At 71.9% G+C, this 19611-nt stretch carries 16 protein-coding genes; 9 read left to right on the top strand and 7 right to left on the bottom strand.

What is annotated here, in order from left to right; genetic code table 11:
* Positions 1-521 precede the first annotated feature (521 nt).
* Positions 522-1265, top strand: coding sequence for a ferritin-like fold-containing protein (locus tag ABZ725_RS03595; RefSeq protein ID WP_358801121.1), 744 nt, complete (start codon positions 522-524; stop codon positions 1263-1265).
* A 103-nt stretch (positions 1266-1368) separates the two neighbouring features.
* Here ABZ725_RS03595 and ABZ725_RS03600 read toward each other — a convergent pair whose 3' ends face one another.
* The 4 genes from ABZ725_RS03600 to ABZ725_RS03615 form a co-directional block, all read right to left on the bottom strand.
* On the bottom strand, positions 1369-1638 hold the full coding sequence (locus tag ABZ725_RS03600; RefSeq protein ID WP_351903043.1) for a hypothetical protein: 270 nt from the start codon (positions 1636-1638) through the stop codon (positions 1369-1371).
* A 272-nt stretch (positions 1639-1910) separates the two neighbouring features.
* On the bottom strand, positions 1911-2138 hold the full coding sequence (locus tag ABZ725_RS03605; protein ID WP_189920010.1) for a DUF3107 domain-containing protein: 228 nt from the start codon (positions 2136-2138) through the stop codon (positions 1911-1913).
* Between the two features lie 147 nt (positions 2139-2285).
* Positions 2286-2927, bottom strand: coding sequence for a TetR/AcrR family transcriptional regulator (locus ABZ725_RS03610; RefSeq protein WP_069771643.1), 642 nt, complete (start codon positions 2925-2927; stop codon positions 2286-2288).
* Between the two features lie 181 nt (positions 2928-3108).
* Positions 3109-3327 (bottom strand): hypothetical protein, encoded by a 219-nt coding sequence (locus tag ABZ725_RS03615; RefSeq protein WP_351903050.1) that lies wholly within the window; start codon positions 3325-3327, stop codon positions 3109-3111.
* 241 nt (positions 3328-3568) lie between these two features.
* Between ABZ725_RS03615 and ABZ725_RS03620 the strand changes: the two genes are divergently transcribed.
* The 7 genes from ABZ725_RS03620 (at position 3569) to moeZ (ending at position 12607) form a co-directional block, all read left to right on the top strand.
* The gene (locus tag ABZ725_RS03620; protein ID WP_358801122.1) at positions 3569-4546 is read left to right on the top strand and encodes an alpha/beta hydrolase; all 978 of its coding nucleotides are present in this window, start codon (positions 3569-3571) and stop codon (positions 4544-4546) included.
* Between the two features lie 121 nt (positions 4547-4667).
* Positions 4668-5936, top strand: coding sequence for a DUF3152 domain-containing protein (locus ABZ725_RS03625; protein WP_358801371.1), 1269 nt, complete (start codon positions 4668-4670; stop codon positions 5934-5936).
* A 322-nt stretch (positions 5937-6258) separates the two neighbouring features.
* Positions 6259-8031 carry a DUF3492 domain-containing protein gene (locus ABZ725_RS03630; protein WP_358801372.1) on the top strand — a complete coding sequence of 591 codons (1773 nt, stop codon included), beginning with the start codon at positions 6259-6261 and terminating at the stop codon, positions 8029-8031.
* Positions 8028-9293 (top strand): hypothetical protein, encoded by a 1266-nt coding sequence (locus ABZ725_RS03635; RefSeq protein ID WP_358801123.1) that lies wholly within the window; start codon positions 8028-8030, stop codon positions 9291-9293. Before ABZ725_RS03630 ends, ABZ725_RS03635 begins: the two co-directional genes overlap by 4 nt.
* Before the next feature lie 354 nt (positions 9294-9647).
* Positions 9648-10610 (top strand): NAD-dependent epimerase/dehydratase family protein, encoded by a 963-nt coding sequence (locus ABZ725_RS03640; RefSeq protein WP_358801124.1) that lies wholly within the window; start codon positions 9648-9650, stop codon positions 10608-10610.
* Positions 10598-11365: a spherulation-specific family 4 protein gene (locus ABZ725_RS03645; protein ID WP_358801125.1), complete on the top strand. Its 768-nt coding sequence runs from the start codon at positions 10598-10600 to the stop codon at positions 11363-11365. Before ABZ725_RS03640 ends, ABZ725_RS03645 begins: the two co-directional genes overlap by 13 nt.
* Positions 11366-11428: 63 nt before the next feature.
* Positions 11429-12607, top strand: a complete 1179-nt coding sequence (gene moeZ / locus ABZ725_RS03650; protein ID WP_351903065.1) for an adenylyltransferase/sulfurtransferase MoeZ — start codon at positions 11429-11431, stop codon at positions 12605-12607.
* A gap of 86 nt (positions 12608-12693) precedes the next feature.
* On the opposite strand, the gene ABZ725_RS03655 is transcribed toward moeZ, so the two are convergent.
* From ABZ725_RS03655 to ABZ725_RS03665, 3 genes are all read right to left on the bottom strand, one after another.
* On the bottom strand, positions 12694-14256 hold the full coding sequence (locus ABZ725_RS03655; protein WP_358801126.1) for an alpha/beta hydrolase: 1563 nt from the start codon (positions 14254-14256) through the stop codon (positions 12694-12696).
* A 138-nt stretch (positions 14257-14394) separates the two neighbouring features.
* On the bottom strand, positions 14395-15939 hold the full coding sequence (locus ABZ725_RS03660) for an alpha/beta fold hydrolase (RefSeq protein ID WP_358801127.1): 1545 nt from the start codon (positions 15937-15939) through the stop codon (positions 14395-14397).
* Between the two features lie 72 nt (positions 15940-16011).
* Entirely contained in the window at positions 16012-18699 is a 2688-nt protein-coding gene (locus tag ABZ725_RS03665) for a lysylphosphatidylglycerol synthase domain-containing protein (RefSeq protein WP_358801128.1), read from the bottom strand.
* Between the two features lie 186 nt (positions 18700-18885).
* On the opposite strand from ABZ725_RS03665, the gene ABZ725_RS03670 reads away from it, so the two are divergent.
* Positions 18886-19293 (top strand): MGMT family protein, encoded by a 408-nt coding sequence (locus ABZ725_RS03670; protein ID WP_358801129.1) that lies wholly within the window; start codon positions 18886-18888, stop codon positions 19291-19293.
* The last annotated feature ends 318 nt before the right edge of the window (positions 19294-19611 follow it).

The following is a 19611-nucleotide window of genomic DNA, read 5'->3' on the forward strand; positions in this document are numbered from 1 at the left end:
CCTGGATGGGGAAGGGACTGATGATGCCGACGGCCTCAAGGGCCTCGGCGGTCTCGGAAAGGATTCCGAGCTCTCGGAACGTCGTAGTCAGGGTGCTGCCTCTTCTGTGTGCGCGGTGCGAGGCGAGCGCGGGGGTCGTTGACGGACCGTGCCGGGGGGACGTCGGCTGCCTTACGAGCCAACCGCTGGGGCAAGCCGTATGGCACGGGACCTCTGCCGACGCTCTAGCGCTCGTACCGCTGAGGGGGTCCCTCCGGGTTCCGTACGCACCGTGACTGCACAGTGCTTTACGGACGAGGAGGGCTGTCGGGTCGGAGCCGATCGGGCCACCGACCGGGCATCCTCATACGTGCGGCCCGTCGAATATTCGGCAGGCGCATTACCACCATACCCCGGAATCGTGCACATGCGATGGCCGATTCGGTCACGTTGTGGTTGTCACAGTGCCTGGCGTGGTCCCGTACGTCTTCGTTGTCACACTGATTGACCAGGGACTTCCACCCTGCGGTGAGCGGGCTATTGTGCGCTGCATGACGACCTCTGACAAGCCTGAGAACACCGCCACCGCCACCGGTATCGCCGCGCAGGACTGGGCGAAGGCCGCCGCCGACCCGCAGTACCGCGCCGCGGTCGTGGATCTGCTGGGTGCGCTGGCGTACGGCGAGCTGGCGGCGTTCGAGCGGCTCGCGGAGGACGCCAAGCTGGCGCCCACGCTGGAGGACAAGGCGGAGCTGGCCAAGATGGCGTCGGCCGAGTTCCACCACTTCGAGCGGCTGCGGGACCGGCTCACGGAGATCGGTGAGGAGCCGACGCGGGCGATGGAGCCGTTCGTCGCCGCGCTCGACGGCTTCCACCGGCAGACGGCGCCGTCGGACTGGCTGGAGGGCCTCGTCAAGGCGTACGTCGGCGACTCGATCGCCAGCGACTTCTACCGTGAGGTCGCGGTGCGTCTGGACAACGACACCCGCGCGCTGGTGCTGGCCGTGCTCGACGACACCGGTCACGCCGGCTTCGCCGTGGACCGGGTGCGCGCCGCGATCGACGCGGACCCGCGCGTGGGCGGACGGCTCGCGCTGTGGGCGCGGCGGCTGATGGGCGAGGCCCTGTCGCAGTCCCAGCGGGTGGTCGCGGACCGCGACGCGCTGTCGACGATGCTCGTGGGCGGCGTCGCGGACGGCTTCGACCTCGCCGAGGTGGGCCGGATGTTCTCCCGGATCACCGAGGCGCACACCAAGCGGATGGCTGCGCTGGGGCTCGCGGCGTAGCGCGGGCGGTCCGGCGCGGGCGGTCCACGGCGGGCGGTCCGGCGTCGGCGGTCCAGAGCGGGCGGTCCGGCGTCGGCGGTCCAGAGCGGGCGGAGCGCTGCGGCTACGCCGGGACCGATCGTCGCCGGAGTCTTCCGGCCGGACGCAGCAGCAGGGAGAGCGAGGCGGCGGAGACGATCGCCGCGCCGAGGAGGCTCGGCAGAGCGGTGCCGGGGCCCAGCGCGCTGTGGGTGACGAAGTCACCGAACAGGGCTCCGGCGACGCCCGTCGCGAAGACGAGGGAGCGGACGGGCATGCGGTGGGAGAGGCGACGTACCGCCACCCATGCGAGCACGAGACCTAGCGCAGCGGAGCCGAGCGCTTCCAAGATCATGTGGGTCCCTCCCAGACGGCGGGGCTGTGCACCGGGGTCGTAGCCCGTCATTACCCGTGACCTGCGGAATGCAATCCTCCTCTGTGGTCGGGTTGTGCTCCATCTGTGGAGAACACGCTGACAGCGAAATCCACGGCGAAGAGGGTCGGCGAAGAGCGTCGGCCAAGAGGGTCGGGAAGAGGGTTGGCGAAGAGCGTCGAGGAAGAGCGTCGGGGAAAACGGAGCGGGGCCCGGCGATCGAACGATCGTCGGGCCCCGCTCCGTCGCTTCGCCTAGAGCGCGCCGAAGCCCACCTTGCGCGGGGCGGCCTCGCCCAGCTCGACGTAGGCCAGGCGGTCGGCCGGAACCAGGACCTTGCGGCCGTGCTGGTCCACGAGGCTGAGCAGCTGCGACTTTCCGGCCAGGGCCTCGGCCACCACGCGCTCGACTTCCTCGGGAGTCTGACCGCTCTCCAGAACGATCTCGCGGGGTGCGTGCAGCACGCCGATCTTGACCTCCACGGCTATGTCCCTCCGACGGTCATGGGGTGCGCGGGCGTCCGCGCCGTACGCTGCACACATTAGCCCGGTGAGGGGACGTACACGGTCCGGCCGTCCACGCCAGGAGCGAACAGCGGGCGGGAACAAACGGCCGGGCGCCCCCACGGGTCAGTGCTGATCGGTTCCGTGCAGCGGGAAACCGGCGATGCCCCGCCAGGCCAGGGAGGCCAGCAGCTGTACCGCCTGGTCGCGCGGGACGCTGCGGTCGCTGTGCAGCCACGACCGGGCCACGACCTGCGCGAGGCCGCCCAGACCGGAGGCGAGCAGCATCGACTCCGCGCGCGAGAGGCCCGTGTCCTCGGCGATGACCTCGCAGATCGCCTCGGCGCACTCGGTGGTGACCTTGTCGACGCGCTCGCGCACCGCCGGCTCGTTCGTCAGGTCCGACTCGAAGACCAGGCGGAAGGCGCCGCCGTCGTCCTCGACGTAGGCGAAGTACGCGTCCATCGTGGCCCGGACGCGCTGCTTGTTGTCGGTCGTCGACGCGAGCGCGCCGCGCACGGCCTGGATGAGCGACTCGCAGTGCTGGTCCAGCAGGGCGAGGTAGAGGTCGAGCTTGCCGGGGAAGTGCTGGTAGAGCACCGGCTTGCTGACGCCGGCCCGCTCGGCGATGTCGTCCATCGCGGCCGCGTGATAGCCCTGTGCGACGAAGACTTCCTGGGCAGCGCCCAGCAGCTGGTTCCGTCGGGCACGGCGCGGCAGGCGAGTGCCCCGCGGGCGCGCCGCCTCTGTCTGCTCGATGGCTGTCACGCCGCCTCCCAAAGTCGTCCTCTTGCGGTGAGCGCCGCGCCGCCATCGTACTTTTCAGTAACCGTGGTGTGCGCGGTGCGAGCGCAGAATTTCACGGACTGGACGACGGAAGTAGCGGCAGAGACAGTTTTGAAACGGGATCTTCCGGGCATGCTCCGGCCCCGCTCCGGCTCGGCGTCCGTCAGCGGTAGTCGTCCTCGTCGAGCGAGACGACGCGGGCCTGTTCGGCGAGGTCGGCCTCGTTGGCCCGGGCGGGGTCCGCGTCTTCCAGGGAGTCGTCGCGATCCGGTGTGACGTCCGCGTACTGCTCGGCTGCGTCGTTCTCCGGCGCCTCGACGTCGATCTCTCCGAAGTCGTCGTCCTCTTCGAACGTCTCCGGGTCGGTGGGGTCAACGGCCATGGTGGGCTCCCTTCCTACGAAAGTCCCTGCGAGTTGCAGGGGCCACAAGCGGGTGCCCTCGGTATGAGCCTAGGAGACACCCGTTTCGGACGCTATGCGATCGGTGTGCGCTGTGCCCCCGATTCGCGCCGGTATGGCATCGGTGGGGGGTCGGCCGGAGGTCGATGTCGATATCTGTTCGACCCGCGCGTGTGACGGCGAACACACAAAGTCGCGCGTGATCGTCTCGTAACATTGCCGCATGTCTTCGACCGAGTTGCCCTCAGTGCCGCCCGCCAGCGTGCTGCCGAAGGTGACCGCCGTGCGGGTCGCGGAGGGCGAGCGACTCCGGTCGGTCGGGCTGCCCGGCGTCACGCTGGCGGTCCGTTCCAGGCCTCCCGTGCGCGAGGGGCTCCAGCCCGCCCTGTACGTGCACGGCCTGGGCGGTTCCTCACAGAACTGGTCCGCGCTGATGGCGCTGCTCGACGGGGTCGTGGCCAGCGAGGCCGTCGATCTCCCGGGCTTCGGCGACTCCCCGCCGCCGGACGACGGCAACTACTCGATCACGGCACACGCGCGTGCCGTGATCCGCTACCTCGATGCCGCCCAGCGCGGGCCCGTCCACCTCTTCGGCAACTCCCTCGGCGGCGCGGTGTCCACGCGCGTCGCCGCGGTCCGGCCCGATCTCGTGCGCACCCTGACCCTGGTCTCGCCCGCACTGCCGGAGCTGCGCGTGCAGCGCACCGCGGTCCCCACGGGCCTGGTCGGGCTGCCCGGGGTGGCCGCGCTCTTCAGCAGGTTGACCCGGGAGTGGACGGCCGAGCAGCGCGTCCGGGGCGTCACGGCGCTCTGCTACGGCGATCCCGGGCGGGTCAGCCCGGAGGCGTTCCGGCACGCGGTGGAGGAACTGGAGCGGCGGCTGCAGCTGCCGTACTTCTGGGACGCGATGACGCGCACCACGCGCGGGCTGCTCAGCGCGTACACGCTGGGCGGCCAGCACGGGCTGTGGCGGCAGGCCGAGCGGGTCCTCGCCCCGACACTCCTCGTCTACGGCGGCCGCGACCAGCTCGTCGGCATCCGCATGGCGCAGCGGGCCGCCCGCGCCTTCCCCGACTCCCGCCTGCTCACGCTGCCGGACGCCGGCCACGTGGCGATGATGGAGTACCCCGAGACGGTGGCGACGGCGTTCCGGGACCTCGTCGCTGAGACGGCTGCCGCGACCGATACAGCAAGGGGCTGAGGCCGTCGTGGGACGCCACAGCCGGCGTGGGCCTGCGCCCAAGGGCGCCGCCAAGGGCACCGCCTCCCAGGGTGCGCCCGAGGGGGCCCAGGGGCCGCCCCAGGGGGCCGCGCGGGGGGACATGCGGGGCGCCCGCGTCCAGGCGCCGCCCCAGGGCTCGGACGGCACTCCGTCGCACGGAGTGCCCCGCTTTCCCGTACCCGACGGGACGCCCGCCCACGGGTTCCCGCAGGTGCGCGGCGGCCACCCCGAGCAGCGCGAAGCCGGGGGCGGCTGGGGCGACCTGAGGGGACGTCAGGCAGGGGCCGGGCCGGGTGCCGGGCCGGGTGCCGGACCGCCCGTGATACCGCGTCAGCGCCAGGCGCCTCCGGGCGGCCCGCGCCGGGTCCCCCGTCAGGACTACCTCGACGCCTTCGAGGAGGACGACGTCTTCACGCGCATGCGTGAGCAGGATCGGTACGCCTCCTTCGCCTCGGTCCCCGACTGGGACACCATCTCCGGTGTGACAGCCCCACCCGAAGTCGAAGTGGCCGCCGACGCTCCGCCCGCCGGGGAGCCCCTGCCCGCCAAGGGCGCCAAGGGGCGCACTTTCGCCGGCATCGCCGCCGCTGCCGTCACCACGGTGCTGGCCGTCGTGGTGGCCGGGCAGGTAACCGGCGGGCGGGACGAGGACTCCGTCCAGTCGCAGTCCGCGACCGACCAGGCCCGTGACGCCGTGGACGACACCACGCGCGGGGACGACCGGCCGAGCCCGTCGGCGTCCGCGTCCGCCTCGCCCAGCCCCGTCACGCTGACGTACGCGCAGAAGATGGACGCGAAGTACGTGCTCGGCCCCAAGCTCAAGGGGTCGGGGAAGTTCGACGCGATCGCCGGCATCGACAAGGCGCCCGGCAAGGGACAGAAGTTCACCTACCGGGTGGACGTGGAGCAGGGCCTCGGGCTCGACGGACAGCTCTTCGCCGAAGCCGTGCAGGTGACGCTCAACGACGACCGCAGCTGGGCCCACAACGGCGCCCGCACCTTCGAACGGATCCACTCGGGCACCCCCGACTTCGTGATCACCCTCGCCAGCCCCGGCACCACCGCCGACTGGTGCGCCAGGTCGGGCCTGGACACCACCGAGGACAACGTCTCGTGCGACTCGGCCTCCACCGAGCGCGTGATGATCAACGCCTACCGGTGGGCGCAGGGGTCGGAGACCTTCGGCGACGCGATGTACGCCTACCGGCAGATGCTGATCAACCACGAGGTCGGCCACCGGCTCGGGTACAGCCATGTCACCTGCGACAAGGACGGCGAGCTCGCGCCGGTCATGCAGCAGCAGACGAAATTCCTCGACCACGACGGGATCCACTGCCTGCCCAACGCCTGGCCCTATCCGGGTAACTGACGCGGCTTCCGGCATGAGCTGAGGCGGCGTCCGGCGTGAGGCGCGGCGCGCCATGGGTGTACGCGATGGACGTGTGCCATGGACGTGCGCCATGGACGTGCGCCGTGACGCATGCTGTGATGTCCGTGCAGTAACGTTTCGCAGTCGAATGATCTCTTAGCGCGACCGAACGCGACCCGCACGGGAAAGTTACGACCGTTCACCCCTTTTGGTGGTGCGACGGACAACCGTCCATCGCACCCCCGCCTTGTCCGCATACGTTCGTCCCGCTGCGAGCCGCCGGGTCAACGGCGGCTCCCCAAACGGGAGATCGGGGGTGCGCGTGCGCATCGGACTGCTTACGGAGGGTGGCTATCCGTATGTGAGCGGTGACGCCGGGCTCTGGTGCGATCGGCTCGTGCGCAGGCTCGGGCAGCACGAGTTCGAGGTCTACGCGCTCAGTCGTGCGGAACACCAGGAGGAATCGGGCTGGATCGAGCTTCCGCCGCAGGTCAGCCGGGTGCGTACGGCGCCGCTGTGGACGGCCGAGGACGACGGGGTGACCTACGGCCGACGGGCGCGTCGGCGCTTCGCGGAGTTCCACGGCGAGCTGGTGGCCGCGCTGTGCGAGGGGGAGCCGCCGGCCGCGGCGGACCCTTCCGGCGCCGGTTCAGCCGCTCAGGCGGACCGTTTCGCCAACGCGCTGTACGGCCTCGCCGAACTCGCCCGGGACGAGGGCGGGCTGGTGGGAGCGCTCCGCTCGGAGAGCGCCGTGCGCACGCTGGAACGCGCCTGTCGTGCGCCCGGCGCACTGCGAACGGCGCGCGAGGCGCGCGTCCCCGACCTGCTTGCCGTCTCCGCGCACCTCGAACACGCCCTGCGCCCCCTCTCGCTCGACTGGTACGAGGACGCGCTCGGCGACGGCGGCGAGGGCCTCGGCTCGGTCGACCTGTGCCATGCCACGTCCGGCGGCACCGCGGCCCTGCCCGGGCTGCTCGCACGGCACTTCTTCGACGTGCCGCTCCTCGTGACCGAGTACGGCGTACGGCTGCGGACGCACTACCTGAGCTCGGGGAGCGGGACGTCGCCCACGGGCTCCGGGAGCCCGTCGTCCGCCGAGGCCGCACCCGCCGTACGCGCCCTGCTCGCCGCCTTCCACGGCCGGCTCGCGGCCGAGGTGTACCGGCAGGCGGCGTGCATCACGCCCGGCAACACGCACGCCCGCCGCTGGCAGGAGCGGTGCGGCGCCGACCGCGCGAAACTGCGCACCGTCTACCCGGGCATGGAGGCGTCCCGCTTCGCCGAGGTGGGCGACTCACCGGACGCCGCCGACCCGCACACCCTGGTCTGGGTCGGCCGGGTCGAACCGGCCAAGGACCTGGTGTCCCTGCTGCACGCCTTCGCCGAGGTCCGCAAGGAGGAGCCCCGGACCCGCCTGCGGATAGTCGGCGCGGCGGCCGGCGCGGAGGGCCGGGCCTACCTCGGCCACTGCCGGATGCTCGCCGCACAGCTCTTCCCCGACGAGGCGGACGGACCGCACGCCGTCGGTGACAACCCGGTGTCCTTCGAGGAGATCGGCGGCCCGGAGGCGCCCAGCCTCGCCGAGGCGTACGCGGCCGGCGCGGTCGTCGTCCTGTCCAGCGTGGTCGAGGGGTTCCCGGTCGGTCTGGTCGAGGCGATGTTCTGCGGCCGGGCGACCGTGTCGACCGATGTCGGCGCGGTGGTCGAGGCCATCGGCGGCACGGGACTGGTCGTCCCGCCGCGTAATCCGCGCGCACTCGCGGAGGCGTGCGTGGCGCTGCTGCGCGACCCCGAGCGCCGTGCGCGCCTGGGCGCTGCCGCCCGCGCACGCGCCCTCGAACTGTTCACGGTCGAGCAGAACGTCGCGGCGTTCCACGACATCTACCTGGAGCTCGTCTCCCAGGCCCCGGTGAGCCGGTTCGTCTTCGACGACGACGGCGATCCCCGGCCGTTCGCCGTCCCGGCCGAGGCGCGTCTGCCGGGCCTCTGGACCACTCCGGGCGCGCGGGTCGGCACCGGGCGCGGCCCGGGCTGGGCGGCGGGGCCGCCGGTACGGGGCACTTCGCCGGTCGCTGCGACGGAGGGAGCACGATGAGCGGGCTCGACGAACTGGACCGGTCAGGACTGGACCGGTCAGGACTGGACAGGCCTGAAGTCGGCCGGTCAGGACTCGACCGGCCTGAAGCCGACAGGCTGGAAGCCGGCCGACCGGGACCGGAAGTCGACCGGTCGGCACTCGGCACGCAGGGCGGGGGCAGCCCGCGGCGCGGTGCGGGGGACCCGGTGAAGGCGCTGATGCACCGGCACCGCGAGCTGTGCGAGCGGGCCGTGGACCCGCTGGAGATCGCGGCGGGCCTGGAGGCCCACGGAGTCACCGACCGCACCGCCGCCCGCTTCCGGCACCGGGACGTCTTCTCCCTGGCGGAGGAGATGTACGCGCGCGTGCCCCGCGACGGCGAGGCGCCCCCGCTCACCACGCCCACGGAGATCCTGCGGCCCCGCCTGGACTGGGCGCTGCTCACCCTCCTGCCGGGCGCCCTGTGCGCCGCGACCGTGACCGGCGTCCGCCTCACCCACGGACGCACGTGTCTCCTCGTAGCCGCCGCAGGCCTCCTCGCCGTGGCCCTGGCCGTGCACGCGGCGCTGCGCCGGGGCCCGTTGAGTCCGCAGCACGGCGCCCACCCCGGCCTGCACCGGACGGAGGCCTGGACCTGCTGGCTCCTCGGCTACGCGGCCCTCGGCGACAGCCTGCTGCGCGCAGCCGTCGGCGGCGGCCCCGACGGCCTGCCCGACGGGACGGCGAACGGCCCCTGGCCGGTGGCCGCCGCCCCCCTGCTGGCCCTCGCCCTGGCCTGCGCGCCCGCCGCCTGGAGCGCCCACCTCCTCGCCGCGCACGCCCGGCGCCGCCTGAACACCAGCCGTGGCCTGGAGGAGTTCGCCGCCTCCGTGCAACCGCTGCTGCTCGGCGCCTGCACCCTGTTCATGTGCGCGCTCGCCGCACTGGCCGCCCTCTGCGGCGCGGCCCTGGGCGAGCCCGCCGGCTACGCGCACACCCTCACCCTGGGCGCCCTCCTCTTCCTCGCCCGTCTGCTCACGGTGCACGGATTCGCCCACGCCCCGGCGGTCGCCCTCGGAGTCGTCGGCGCGGCCGAGGTGCTCGCTCCGGCCACGGTGTTCGCGGGTCGGCTGCCCGGCTGCGGCTTCCTGGCCACCCCCGTGGAGACCCTCGTGGCCGCCTGGGGTCCGGCCGGCGTCCCGTCACTCGTCTGCGGAACCGCCGCCCTGACCCTGCTGATCCACGCGAGCCGCACGCTGACCAGGGCCTCGGCCCACGCACGAACGGACCGGCCGTGCTGACTCGACCCCCGACCCGAAGCCGTCCCAATCCCCGTCCCCGTCCTAGTCCTAGTCCTAGTCCTAGTCCCCGTCCGTGTCTCTGTCGGTCGTACCGGCCTTCGCACGCAGCGCAGCCCCCACCGTGCCCCGACGGCACGCCGCACGCGCTCCTCCACCCAGCCGCAGCCCACCGCAACACCCCTGAAGGAGAGACCAGATGACCACCTCCCGATCCGGAGCGACCGGAACCACCGGGGCACCCGCGGCCACAGGAGCACCCGGAGTGCTCGGAGCACCCGGAGCACCCGGGGTGACCGGAGCCTCTGCAGCCCCGGCGGCAGCGGTGACCCCAGCGCACACCCCGGGAGCCGCACGATGAGGGTCCTGCTGATCGGAGCCAACGGCTACCTCGGTCGATTCGTCGCCGACCGGCTGCTCGCCGACCCGGCCGTCCAGCTCACCGCGCTCGGCCGCGGCGACGACGCCGACGTCCGCTTCGACCTCGCGTCCGGCAGCCCCGGCGCGCTCACCCGCTTCCTCGACGCGGTCCACCCCCAGGTCGTCGTCAACTGCGCGGGCACCACCCGCGGCGGCGCCCGCGAGCTCACCCGGCACAACACCGTCGCCGTCGCCACCGTCTGCGAGGCCCTGCGCCGCAGCGGCTGCGGCGCCCGGCTCGTGCAGATCGGCTGCGGCGCCGAGTACGGCCCGAGCCAGCCCGGTTCCTCCACGGCCGAGGACGCCGTGCCCCGCCCCGGCGGCCCGTACGGCGTCAGCAAACTCGCCGCGACCGAACTCGTCCTCGGCTCCGGTCTGGACGCTGTCGTGCTCCGGGTCTTCTCGCCCGCCGGTCCGGGCACGCCCGCCGGCTCCCCGCTGGGCCGGCTCGCCGAGGCCATGCGCCGCGCCATGCAGTCCGGCGACGGCGAGCTCAAGCTCGGCGGCCTCGGGGTGCAGCGCGACTTCATCGACGTCCGTGACGTGGCCCGCGCCGTGCACGCCGCCTCGCTCTCCGCCGCCCAGGGCGTCATCAACATCGGCTCGGGCCGTGCCGTGCGACTGCGCGACGCCGCCGCGACCCTCGCGCGCGTGGCCGGATACGGCGGCGCCCTCCACGAGCTCGACGGGCAGCCCGGCAGCCACCTCAGGCCCGCCATCGGCCATCCCCGCCCCGAGCCCGACCACGGGGGCCCGGTCGCATACCCGTACCCGGACGGCTGTGGCAGCTGGCAGCAGGCCGATGTGCGCACCGCCCGCGACCGGCTCGGCTGGCGGCCCCGGATCAACCTCGAGGAGTCCCTCGCCGACATCTGGATGGAGGCGGCGTGTCGTATCTGACCGGAACTCCGGCGGGCACCGCGAGCGCCGGGACCACCGGCGTCCGCACCGGCCTCGGCGTCCCCGGCCTCGCCCATCCCCTCGTCGCGCCGACCGAGTGGCGCGAACTCGCCCGTCCCGACAGACCGCTGCACTGGGTCGTCCTCGACGTCGCCGACGGCCCCGGCGTCCGCCCCGATCCGCGCTGTCTGGAGTACGCGGGCCGACTGCGCAACGCGGGCGTGCGCGTCCTCGGCCGCCTCGACACCCTCTACGGCGCCCGCTCCTTCGCCGAGGTGATCTCCGACGCGCAGCGGTACCTCGACTGGTACCAGGTCGACGGCTTCCTCCTGGACCACTGCCCGACCGAGCGCACCGCGCTCCCCGAACTGCGCCGCACGGCCGGCGCGCTGCGCACCCTGCACGACGCGCCCCACCTCGTTCTCGGCCACGGTGCCCACCCCTACCCGGACTACGCCGAGCACGCCGACCAGCTGGTCACCTTCTCCGGGTCGTGGAACGACTACCGCTGGTCGCAGGCGGCCGAGTGGACCGCGGAGCATCCGCCCGAGCGCTTCTGCCACTTCGTGCACGGTGTGCCGCGCGGGCACCTCGACGAGGCGCTGCGCATCGCCCGCTGGCAGGGCGCCGCGACGATCTGGTTCACCGACGGAACCTGCGGCGCCGACCGCGGCGGCCCGGGCAGGCCCTGGGAGAGCATGCCCGGCTACTGGGACGAACTCGTCTCGCGGATCGGAACGGGTGTCTCGGAATGAAGAAGGCCATGGCAGTGTTACGAGGAGAACAACTGTAGTGATAGACCGACCAACGGAGTCCCCGTGTCGCTGCCACCCCTGGTCGAGCCAGCCTCTGAGCTCACCGTAGACGAGGTTCGCAGGTACTCCCGCCACCTGATCATCCCGGACGTGGGGATGGACGGGCAGAAGCGGCTGAAGAACGCCAAGGTGCTCTGTGTGGGCGCCGGCGGCCTGGGCTCGCCGGCGCTGATGTACCTGGCCGCGGCGGGCGTGGGCACGCTCGGCATCGTGGAGTTCGACGAGGTCGACGAGTCGAACCTGCAACGGCAGATCATCCACAGTCAGGCCGACATCGGCCGCTCCAAGGCGGCGTCCGCCCGTGACTCCGTCCTCGGCATCAACCCGTACGTCAACGTGGTCCTTCACGAAGAGCGGCTCGAGGCCGAGAACGTGATGGACATCTTCAGCCAGTACGACCTGATCGTCGACGGCACGGACAACTTCGCGACCCGCTACCTGGTCAACGACGCGTGCGTGCTGCTGAACAAGCCGTACGTGTGGGGCTCGATCTACCGCTTCGACGGACAGGCGTCCGTCTTCTGGTCCGAGCACGGCCCCTGCTACCGCTGCCTCTACCCGGAGCCCCCGCCGCCGGGCATGGTCCCCTCCTGCGCCGAGGGCGGCGTCCTGGGCGTGCTGTGCGCGTCCATCGGCTCCATCCAGGTCAACGAGGCCATCAAGCTCCTCGCGGGCATCGGCGAGCCGCTGGTCGGCCGCCTGATGATCTACGACGCCCTGGAGATGCAGTACCGCCAGGTCAAGATCCGCAAGGACCCCGACTGCGCGGTCTGCGGCGAGAACCCGACCGTCACCGAGCTCATCGACTACGAGGCCTTCTGCGGCGTCGTCTCCGAGGAGGCTCAGCAGGCGGCGGCCGGCGCCACGATCACTCCGAAGCAGCTCAAGGAGTGGATCGACGACGGCGAGAACATCGAGATCATCGACGTCCGCGAGCCGAACGAGTACGAGATCGTCTCCATCCCGGGCGCCAAGCTGATCCCGAAGAACGAGTTCCTGCTGGGCACCGCCCTGGAGGGCCTGCCCCAGGACAAGAAGATCGTCTTGCACTGCAAGACGGGTGTCCGCAGTGCGGAAGTCCTCGCCGTGCTGAAGTCCGCGGGCTTCTCGGACGCCGTGCACGTCGGCGGTGGCGTGATCGGCTGGGTCCACCAGATCGAGCCGAGCAAGCCGGTCTACTGACCCGACCGCCCGCTCTGCCCACCGGGCTTCCCGGTTCGATCGGCGGGGGCTTCGCGTACCACGAGTGCGCGAAGCCCCCGCCGTCGTCATGAGCAGACCGTGCCGTCCTTCGGCACCGTCCCCTTCAGCAGGTAGTCGTCCACCGCCGAGTCGACGCAGGAGCTCCCGCTCCCGTACGCACCGTGCCCCTCGCCCTTCCAGGTGAGCAGTACCCCGACGCCCTTGCCGAGCTCGTCCGCCATCTTCCGCGCGCCCTCGTACGGCGTCGCCGGGTCCCCGGTGTTGCCGACCAGCAGGATCGGCGCCGCGCCCGCCGCGCTCACCTCCGGGGTGTCGTACTGCCCCGCCACCGGCCAGTCGTGGCACCAGCCGGCCGTGTCCCAGCCCAGGAAGTCCCCGAACACCGGCGAGATCTGCTCGAACTCCGGCAGCAGCTTCTTCGTGGCCTCCGCGGTCGGCCGCTGCTTGTCGTCCAAGCACGATATGACCCGTTGGGAGTGGGTCGTCGTGCCGTAGTGCCCCGAGGTGTCCCGCTCGTTGTAGCCGTCGGCGAGCGCCAGCAGCTCCGAGCCGTCCCCGTCCTGTGCCGACTCCAGAGCGCTGGTCAGGCTGGGCCAGCTCGCCTTGCTGTACAGCGGCAGGACGATGCCGGTGACCGCGAGCGTCTGGGTCAGCTTCCGTCCGTCCGACGTGGACAGCGGCTTGCTGTCGAGCCCGTCCAGCAGGGCCGCGATCTTCTTGCTGCCTGCCTCGGGATCCTCGCCCGTCGACTTGAGGTAGTCGTCGAGCGCCCGCTGGAAGCCGCGTGCCTGGTTCTGCGCGTGGCCCACCGAGTCGGCGCTCGGGTCGACGACCGCGTCGAGGATCAGCCGCCCCACGTTCTTCGGGAACAAGTGGGCGTACACGCCGCCCAGTTCGGTGCCGTAGGAGATGCCGAAGTAGTGCATCTTCGGGTCGCCGAGGACCTGGCGCATCAGGTCCATGTCGCGGGCGGTGTCGGTCGTCGACACATGGGCCATCAGCTCGCCCGCGGCCTTCTCGCAGCCCTTGCCGAAGTCGGTGGCGTCCTGGAGGTACGCCTGCTCCTCCGCCGGGGTGTCCGGGGTGGAGTCGAGGGGCTCGGCGGCCTGGATCTCCTTGTCGGTGCGGCAGCGGACGCCCTCGCTGGCGCCGACCCCGCGCGGATCCCAGCTCACCAGGTCGTAGCTCTTGCGCAGCGAGGAGAACGTCGAGCCGTACGCGGGGAGCGTCGACACGCCCGAGCCGCCGGGGCCGCCGAAGTTGAACAGCAGCGAGCCGGCCCGCTTGCTTCCATCGGCGCTGGACTTGGTGCGCACCAGGGCCAGATCGATCGTGTTGCCGTCCGGCTTCGACCAGTCCAGCGGCACCTTCAGCGTCGCGCACTGCCAGTCGCTGCCCGGCGCCGCGGAGTCCGCAGTGCCCTCGCAGCGACCCCAGTCCAGCTTCTGCCCGGTGAGGGAGGCGGGCAGGGCCCCCGTCGTGGCCGTCGACCCGGAGGAGTCGGTCGAGGGTCGTGCGTCGGCCGAGGAGCCCTTGCCGTCCTCGCCGCCGTCCGACCCGCCGCTGCAGCCTGCCACCAGCAGCGCGGCGGCGGCCCCCAGCGCCGTCCACCGTACGAATCGCACCATGTGCACTTCCCCCCTCGCAGGCCGTCCGCACTCGGCGGCGAACGGCTGTCAGGCCATATTAGGCGGCTGGCGACTCGACCGTCGGTGCCTGTGGATAACCTTTTGACCTGCGGGTTTTCCGGGAATTCGGGAGGGGAGTCAGGAGCAGACGGTCCCGGCGGCGGGCACCTTGCCGCTCAGCAGATAGCCGTTCACCGCCGCCTGCACGCACTGGTTCCCGCTGCCGTACGCACCGTGCCCCTGCCCCTTGTACGTCAGCTCGACCCCGACCCCGCGGCCCAGCGCCGCCACCATCTTCCGCGCCCCCTCGTACGGGGTGGCCGGGTCGCCGGTGTTGCCCACGACCAGGATCGGCGCCGACCCGGGCGCGCTCACGTCCGGGTGGTCGGCGGCGCCCGGCACGGCCCAGTCGGTGCAACCGACCAGGCCCCAGGCCAGGAAGTCCCCGAACAGGCTGGAGGCGGCCCGGAACTCGGGCAGCTTCTCCGCCACATAGGCGGTGGAGTGACGCGCCTTGTCGTCGGAGCAGTTGACGGAGACGTTGGCGGCCGCGATGTTGCTGTACTCGCCGTTCTGGCTACGGCCGTTCATCAGGTCGGACAGCAGCATCAGAATCCTGCCGTCCCCGGCGTAGGCCTGCTCCAGGCCCTCGGTGAGGTACTCCCAGAAGTCCTGCGAGTACAGGGCCTGCGCGATGCCGTTGGTGGCGGCGCTCTGGGTCAGCGGGCGCGGGAAGACGCCCGGGATCGGCTTGCCGTCGAGGTCGGTCAGGAGCCGGGCGATCCGGTCCTTCACGTCCTGTGCGGTGTCTCCGACGGGGCAGTCCTCCGTCTTGGACGTGCAGTCCTCGGCGAAGTTGTCGAGCGCGAGCTGGAAGCCCTTGGCCTGGGCGAGCGAGCCCTGCTCGGACGTCTGCGTCGGGTCGACGACGGCGTCGAAGACGGCCCGACCCACGTTCCTCGGGAACAAGTGGGCGTACACGCCGCCCAGTTCGGTGCCGTAGGAGATGCCGAAGTAGTACAGCCTGTCGTCGCCGAGGACCTGGCGCATCAGGTCCATGTCGCGGGCCGCGTCGGTGGTCCGCACATGCGGCAGCACCTTCCTGGAGTTCTTCTCGCAGGCCGCGTTGAAGTCCTTGGTGTTGTCCAGCAGGGCGGTGCGCTCGCCGGCGTCGTCGGGCGTGGCGTCCTGCTGGAAGTACGCGTCGAGCTGCTGGTCGTTCTCGCACCGCACACCGGCGCTGCGGCCGACTCCGCGCGGGTCGAAGCTCACCAGGTCGTAGCGGGTGCGCAGCGCCGCGTACTCGTCGCCGAAGGCGGGCAGGGTGGAGACGCCCGAGCCGCCGGGCCCGCCGAAGTTGAAGACCAGCGAGCCGATCCGGCTGCTCTCGTCGCCGCCGGCCCGGGCCCGGATCAGTGCGATGCCGATGGTGTCGCCCTCGGGGTCGTCCCAGTCGAGGGGCGCCTTCATCGTGGCGCACTGCCACTGGTCGCCGTTCGGCAGCGGGGACGGGGCGCTGCCGCCGCCCTCCGCCTGGGACGGGGCCGGGCAGTCCTTCCAGCCGAGCTGCTGCGCCGTCAGATCCTCGTCCTGCGCGTCGTCTCCGCAGCCGGTCACCAGGGAGGACAGCAGCAGGGCGGTGACGGTCAGGGCGGCGGCGCGCAGGCGGGAGGGGTTCGGCATGATCTCATCCTGCGGTCGCGTGCGGGCACGCGCGCGGGGCGCGGTCCGTACGAGGTACGGGCGCGCGACCTCCTACAGCGCGCCCTTGCGGCTCAGGTGGTTGAAGGCCAGCCAGCCCGGCAGCACGGGCAGCCACAGCGTCAGGAGTCGGAAGAGCAGCACCGCGGGAGCGGCGACCTCCTTGGGCAGGCCCACCGCGATCAGACCGACCGTCAGAGTCGCCTCGACGGCCCCGACTCCGCCCGGGGTCGGGGCGGCGGAGCCGAGCGCGTTGCCGGCGAGGAAGACCACGGCGACGCTGGCGATGCTCAGCGAGGTCGTCTCGTCGCCGAAGGCGCGGATGGAGGCGTCCAGGCACATCACGAAGCAGGCGGTGAGCAGGAGCATGCCGCCGATGCCGGTGACCAGCTTCTGCGGCCGCTGGAGCACGTCCAGCATGCGCGGCACGACGCCCGCGAACAGCGAGCGCACGCGCGTGGAGACGAATTTCCGCAGGAACGGCACCGAGGTCACCACGAGCACGAGCACCGCCACCGTGAGCAGACCGGCGATGACCGTGCGGGACGGCGACAGCGACGGCGTCTTCTCGGTGCCGGTCAGATAGCCGAACGACAGCAGCATCACGATGTGGCAGCCGAGCCCGAACAGCTGAGAGGCGCCGACGCTGGCCACCGCGAGACCGGGTCGCACCCCCGCCCGCTGCAGGAAGCGCGTGTTGAGGGCGACCCCGCCGACCGCGGCCGGGGCCACGATCTTCACGAAGGACCCGGCGACCTGCGCGGCCACGGTCCGCGGGAACGGCACCCGCTCCGGCACGAACCCCAGCAGGCTCATCGCCGCGGCGACGTAACTCAACGCCGAGAACACGACGGCCGCGGCGACCCAGCCCCACTCGGCGTTGGCGACGAGCGGACCGAACTCGATGTGGGTGAGCTGCGTCAGCAGGAAGTACGCGCCGATGGCACCGGCGATCAAGCTCATCAGGGTGCGCGGCCGCACCCGCTCCAGCCGGGCGGGCTCGACCGGCGCCTGGGGCCGGATCAGCAGCACCTCGTGCCGGATCTGCGTCAGCAGATCCTCCTCGCGTGCCTCCTCCAGCGCGTCGTCGATGGCCCGCTTCTCGGCCCGTGCCTCCGCGCGCACGGTCTTCTTGTCGGGCTTCTCGAGGGCGACGGTCTCCGTGTCGTTCCCGGTCGACTCCAGCCGGGCCTGCTTGGCCTGCTGAGAGGCCTCCAGCACCGCCTCGCGTTCCCGCTGGGCACGCTCGCGTGCCAATCGGCGCAGCGTCGCGCGCGTGGAGCGGGTCAGCGCGATGGGCTGGAGCATCGGCAGACAGTCCGCGACCGCGTCCGGTCCCAGCACGTCGACCGCGGAGATCACCGCGCGTTCGGCGCCCACCAGCAGGCCGAGCGTCGTCACCAGCTGGGCGACGTCCATGCGCAGCAGCAGGTCGCCGGCCGCGATCTCGCCGCCGCGCAGGTCGGTGAGGATCACCGTGCCGGAACGATCCACCAGAATCGCGTCACCCGCGAGCCGGCGGTGTGCGATGCGCCGCGACTGCAGGGCCTGCACCTGGTGCCAGGTGTTGCGCAGCAGCTCGTCGGTGATCTCGTCGTCCGTCAGGGAGTCGAGGGTGCGGCCGCCGGTGTGCTCGTAGACGAGCATCACCGCGTCGGGACCGAGTTCGGAGGTCGCGATCAGCTTGGGCGCGTTGGCGCCGGCCGCGATGGCCGCGTAGGCGAGCAGCGCCTCCTGCTCCAGCGCCTGGCGCAGCGACTGCAGGCTGCTGCGGGTGGCGAAGCCGCGCAGGGTCAGATTGCGCCACGCGCGGTAGAAGAACCCCTGGGCCTGCTGTTCCCGGTCGACGACCGTGACGTCCAGCGGTGGACCGTCCTCCAGGGACACGAAGTAGCGTCTGCCCCGGTCGCTCTCCGCCGCGTCCGCCCCCTCCTCGCGGGCCGCGCTCACCGGGTGGAACCCGACGTGCCGCAGGCCTGCCATCAGCGTCCGTCCCGTGGGACGCACGTTCGGCGAGCCGACCGCGTAGAGCGTGCCGTACGCCACCGTCCAGCCGATCAGGACGGTGAGGATGATCGAGAACGGCGTCGTGTAGCCGGTGACGAGCATCGAGAAGGCGTCCAGGAGCAGCACGATCCACAGCACCGAGCGCCAGCGCGGCCGACGGGACATGCCGACGGCCGTCATGTACGCGATGACGGGCGCCAGGTAGCCGTGCACCGGATCGGTGAGGGCGTGGATGTCACCGGGGGAGGGCTGGGTGAGCGCCTCCTGGATCGAGTTCGGCGCGGCCTTGGCGACCCACAGGTCGGTGGCGAGGGTCACACCGTGTGCGAGGACCGCAGCGAGCACGCCGTCGGCGATGCGCAGCCCGTCCCGCTTGATCAGCCGCTCGATGGCGAACGCGACAGGGACCAGCAGGATCGCGATGCTGGAGGCCAGCCCTGCGATCTTGATGAGGAGATCGGGGGCCTGTCCGGTGCCCTTGTTGATGTCCTGTTCGAGGCCCGAGGTCGTCCCGTGTGCGAAGGCGGCGATGCCCAGGAGCAGGACGACGGCGAGTACCCCGACCAGCAGCCGCATGAGGTCGGAGGGGCGGTGCACGCGCGCGGGGAGCAGTGGTTCGTCGCCCTCGACCTCGTCGATGCGCGCCTCTTCCTGTGGCTCTTCGGCGGTGTCGGGGCGCGACGCAGCATCAGAGGTGCCTTCCGCGTCCTCAGGATGCACGCCCTGCTGCTTCATCGTCTCTTCTTGATCTCGTATCACCGGTCACCGCCTGCACGATGGTGGCATGCCCCACCGACACACGGGGGCATCAGGGTGCAAACGCGGGGGCGCACAGTCTGCCTGAAGCACCGGCCGGGAGCGAGGGTCACACAGGGTCGTGGACCCGTCGCATTGTCGGTGCGGTGGGGCAGGATGGGGCGGATGAGCGAGCAGAGCCTTCCGGACGACGCCCGACCGGAGTACGAAGACGCCCGCCCGGAGCACACCGAGGCACTGCCGGAGTACGCCGAGCGGGTTCTCGAGGTCGCGGAGCTGATCCCGCCCGGGCGCGTCATGACGTACGGGGACGTCGCGGAGTGGCTGGAGGAGGGCGGTCCCAGGCAGGTCGGCCGGGTGATGGCCCTCTACGGGGGCGGGGTCCCGTGGTGGCGTGTCGTGCGCGCGGACGGGGTGCTGCTGCCGGGTCACGAGCTGCGGGCGCTGGACCGCTACCGGGCCGAGGGCACGCCTCTGAAGCAGGCGAGCAGGTCCGCCGAGGGCCATGTGCCCCGCCTCGACATGAAGCGGGCGAGGTGGGACGGCGGCGAACGCGCGGAAGGTCACACCTGACAGCTTTCGCCATCGGACTGAATCGGGGGGATCTTGCTGCCCGTTCGGGGGAATGGGGGCAAACGGGGCACGTCGGTGGCATGGCGTACGTTCGAGGGGCGAGGGACGTGCGTGGCATACGGGCCGAGAGGGCTGTGAGGGTCTTGAGGGGATCAAGTGCCTCGAGTGCCCTGAGCGCCTCAAGGGAAGAACCGGAAGCAATCCTTCCGGGCCGCCCGTCGGCGTAGCGTCGGCCGCACGCGTCCCTCTCATCCCGGGCTCACCGCTCTCCCGAAGCGGCGCTCCGTCAACCAGCACACCCACCAGGACCGGCGAACC

It is taken from the genome of Streptomyces sp. NPDC006872, from assembly GCF_040635845.1.
Taxonomy (GTDB): Bacteria; Actinomycetota; Actinomycetes; order Streptomycetales; family Streptomycetaceae; genus Streptomyces.

Coding starts and splice junctions, on each gene's coding strand:
- ABZ725_RS03600 (WP_351903043.1), bottom strand. CDS start 1,638: ATGATCTTGGAAGCGCTCGGCTCCGCTGCGCTAGGTCTCGTGCTCGCA.
- ABZ725_RS03615 (WP_351903050.1), bottom strand. CDS start 3,327: ATGGCCGTTGACCCCACCGACCCGGAGACGTTCGAAGAGGACGACGAC.
- ABZ725_RS03620 (WP_358801122.1), top strand. CDS start 3,569: ATGTCTTCGACCGAGTTGCCCTCAGTGCCGCCCGCCAGCGTGCTGCCG.
- ABZ725_RS03625 (WP_358801371.1), top strand. CDS start 4,668: ATGCGGGGCGCCCGCGTCCAGGCGCCGCCCCAGGGCTCGGACGGCACT.
- ABZ725_RS03635 (WP_358801123.1), top strand. CDS start 8,028: ATGAGCGGGCTCGACGAACTGGACCGGTCAGGACTGGACCGGTCAGGA.
- ABZ725_RS03640 (WP_358801124.1), top strand. CDS start 9,648: ATGAGGGTCCTGCTGATCGGAGCCAACGGCTACCTCGGTCGATTCGTC.
- ABZ725_RS03655 (WP_358801126.1), bottom strand. CDS start 14,256: ATGGTGCGATTCGTACGGTGGACGGCGCTGGGGGCCGCCGCCGCGCTG.
- ABZ725_RS03660 (WP_358801127.1), bottom strand. CDS start 15,939: ATGCCGAACCCCTCCCGCCTGCGCGCCGCCGCCCTGACCGTCACCGCC.
- ABZ725_RS03665 (WP_358801128.1), bottom strand. CDS start 18,699: ATGAAGCAGCAGGGCGTGCATCCTGAGGACGCGGAAGGCACCTCTGAT.
- ABZ725_RS03670 (WP_358801129.1), top strand. CDS start 18,886: ATGAGCGAGCAGAGCCTTCCGGACGACGCCCGACCGGAGTACGAAGAC.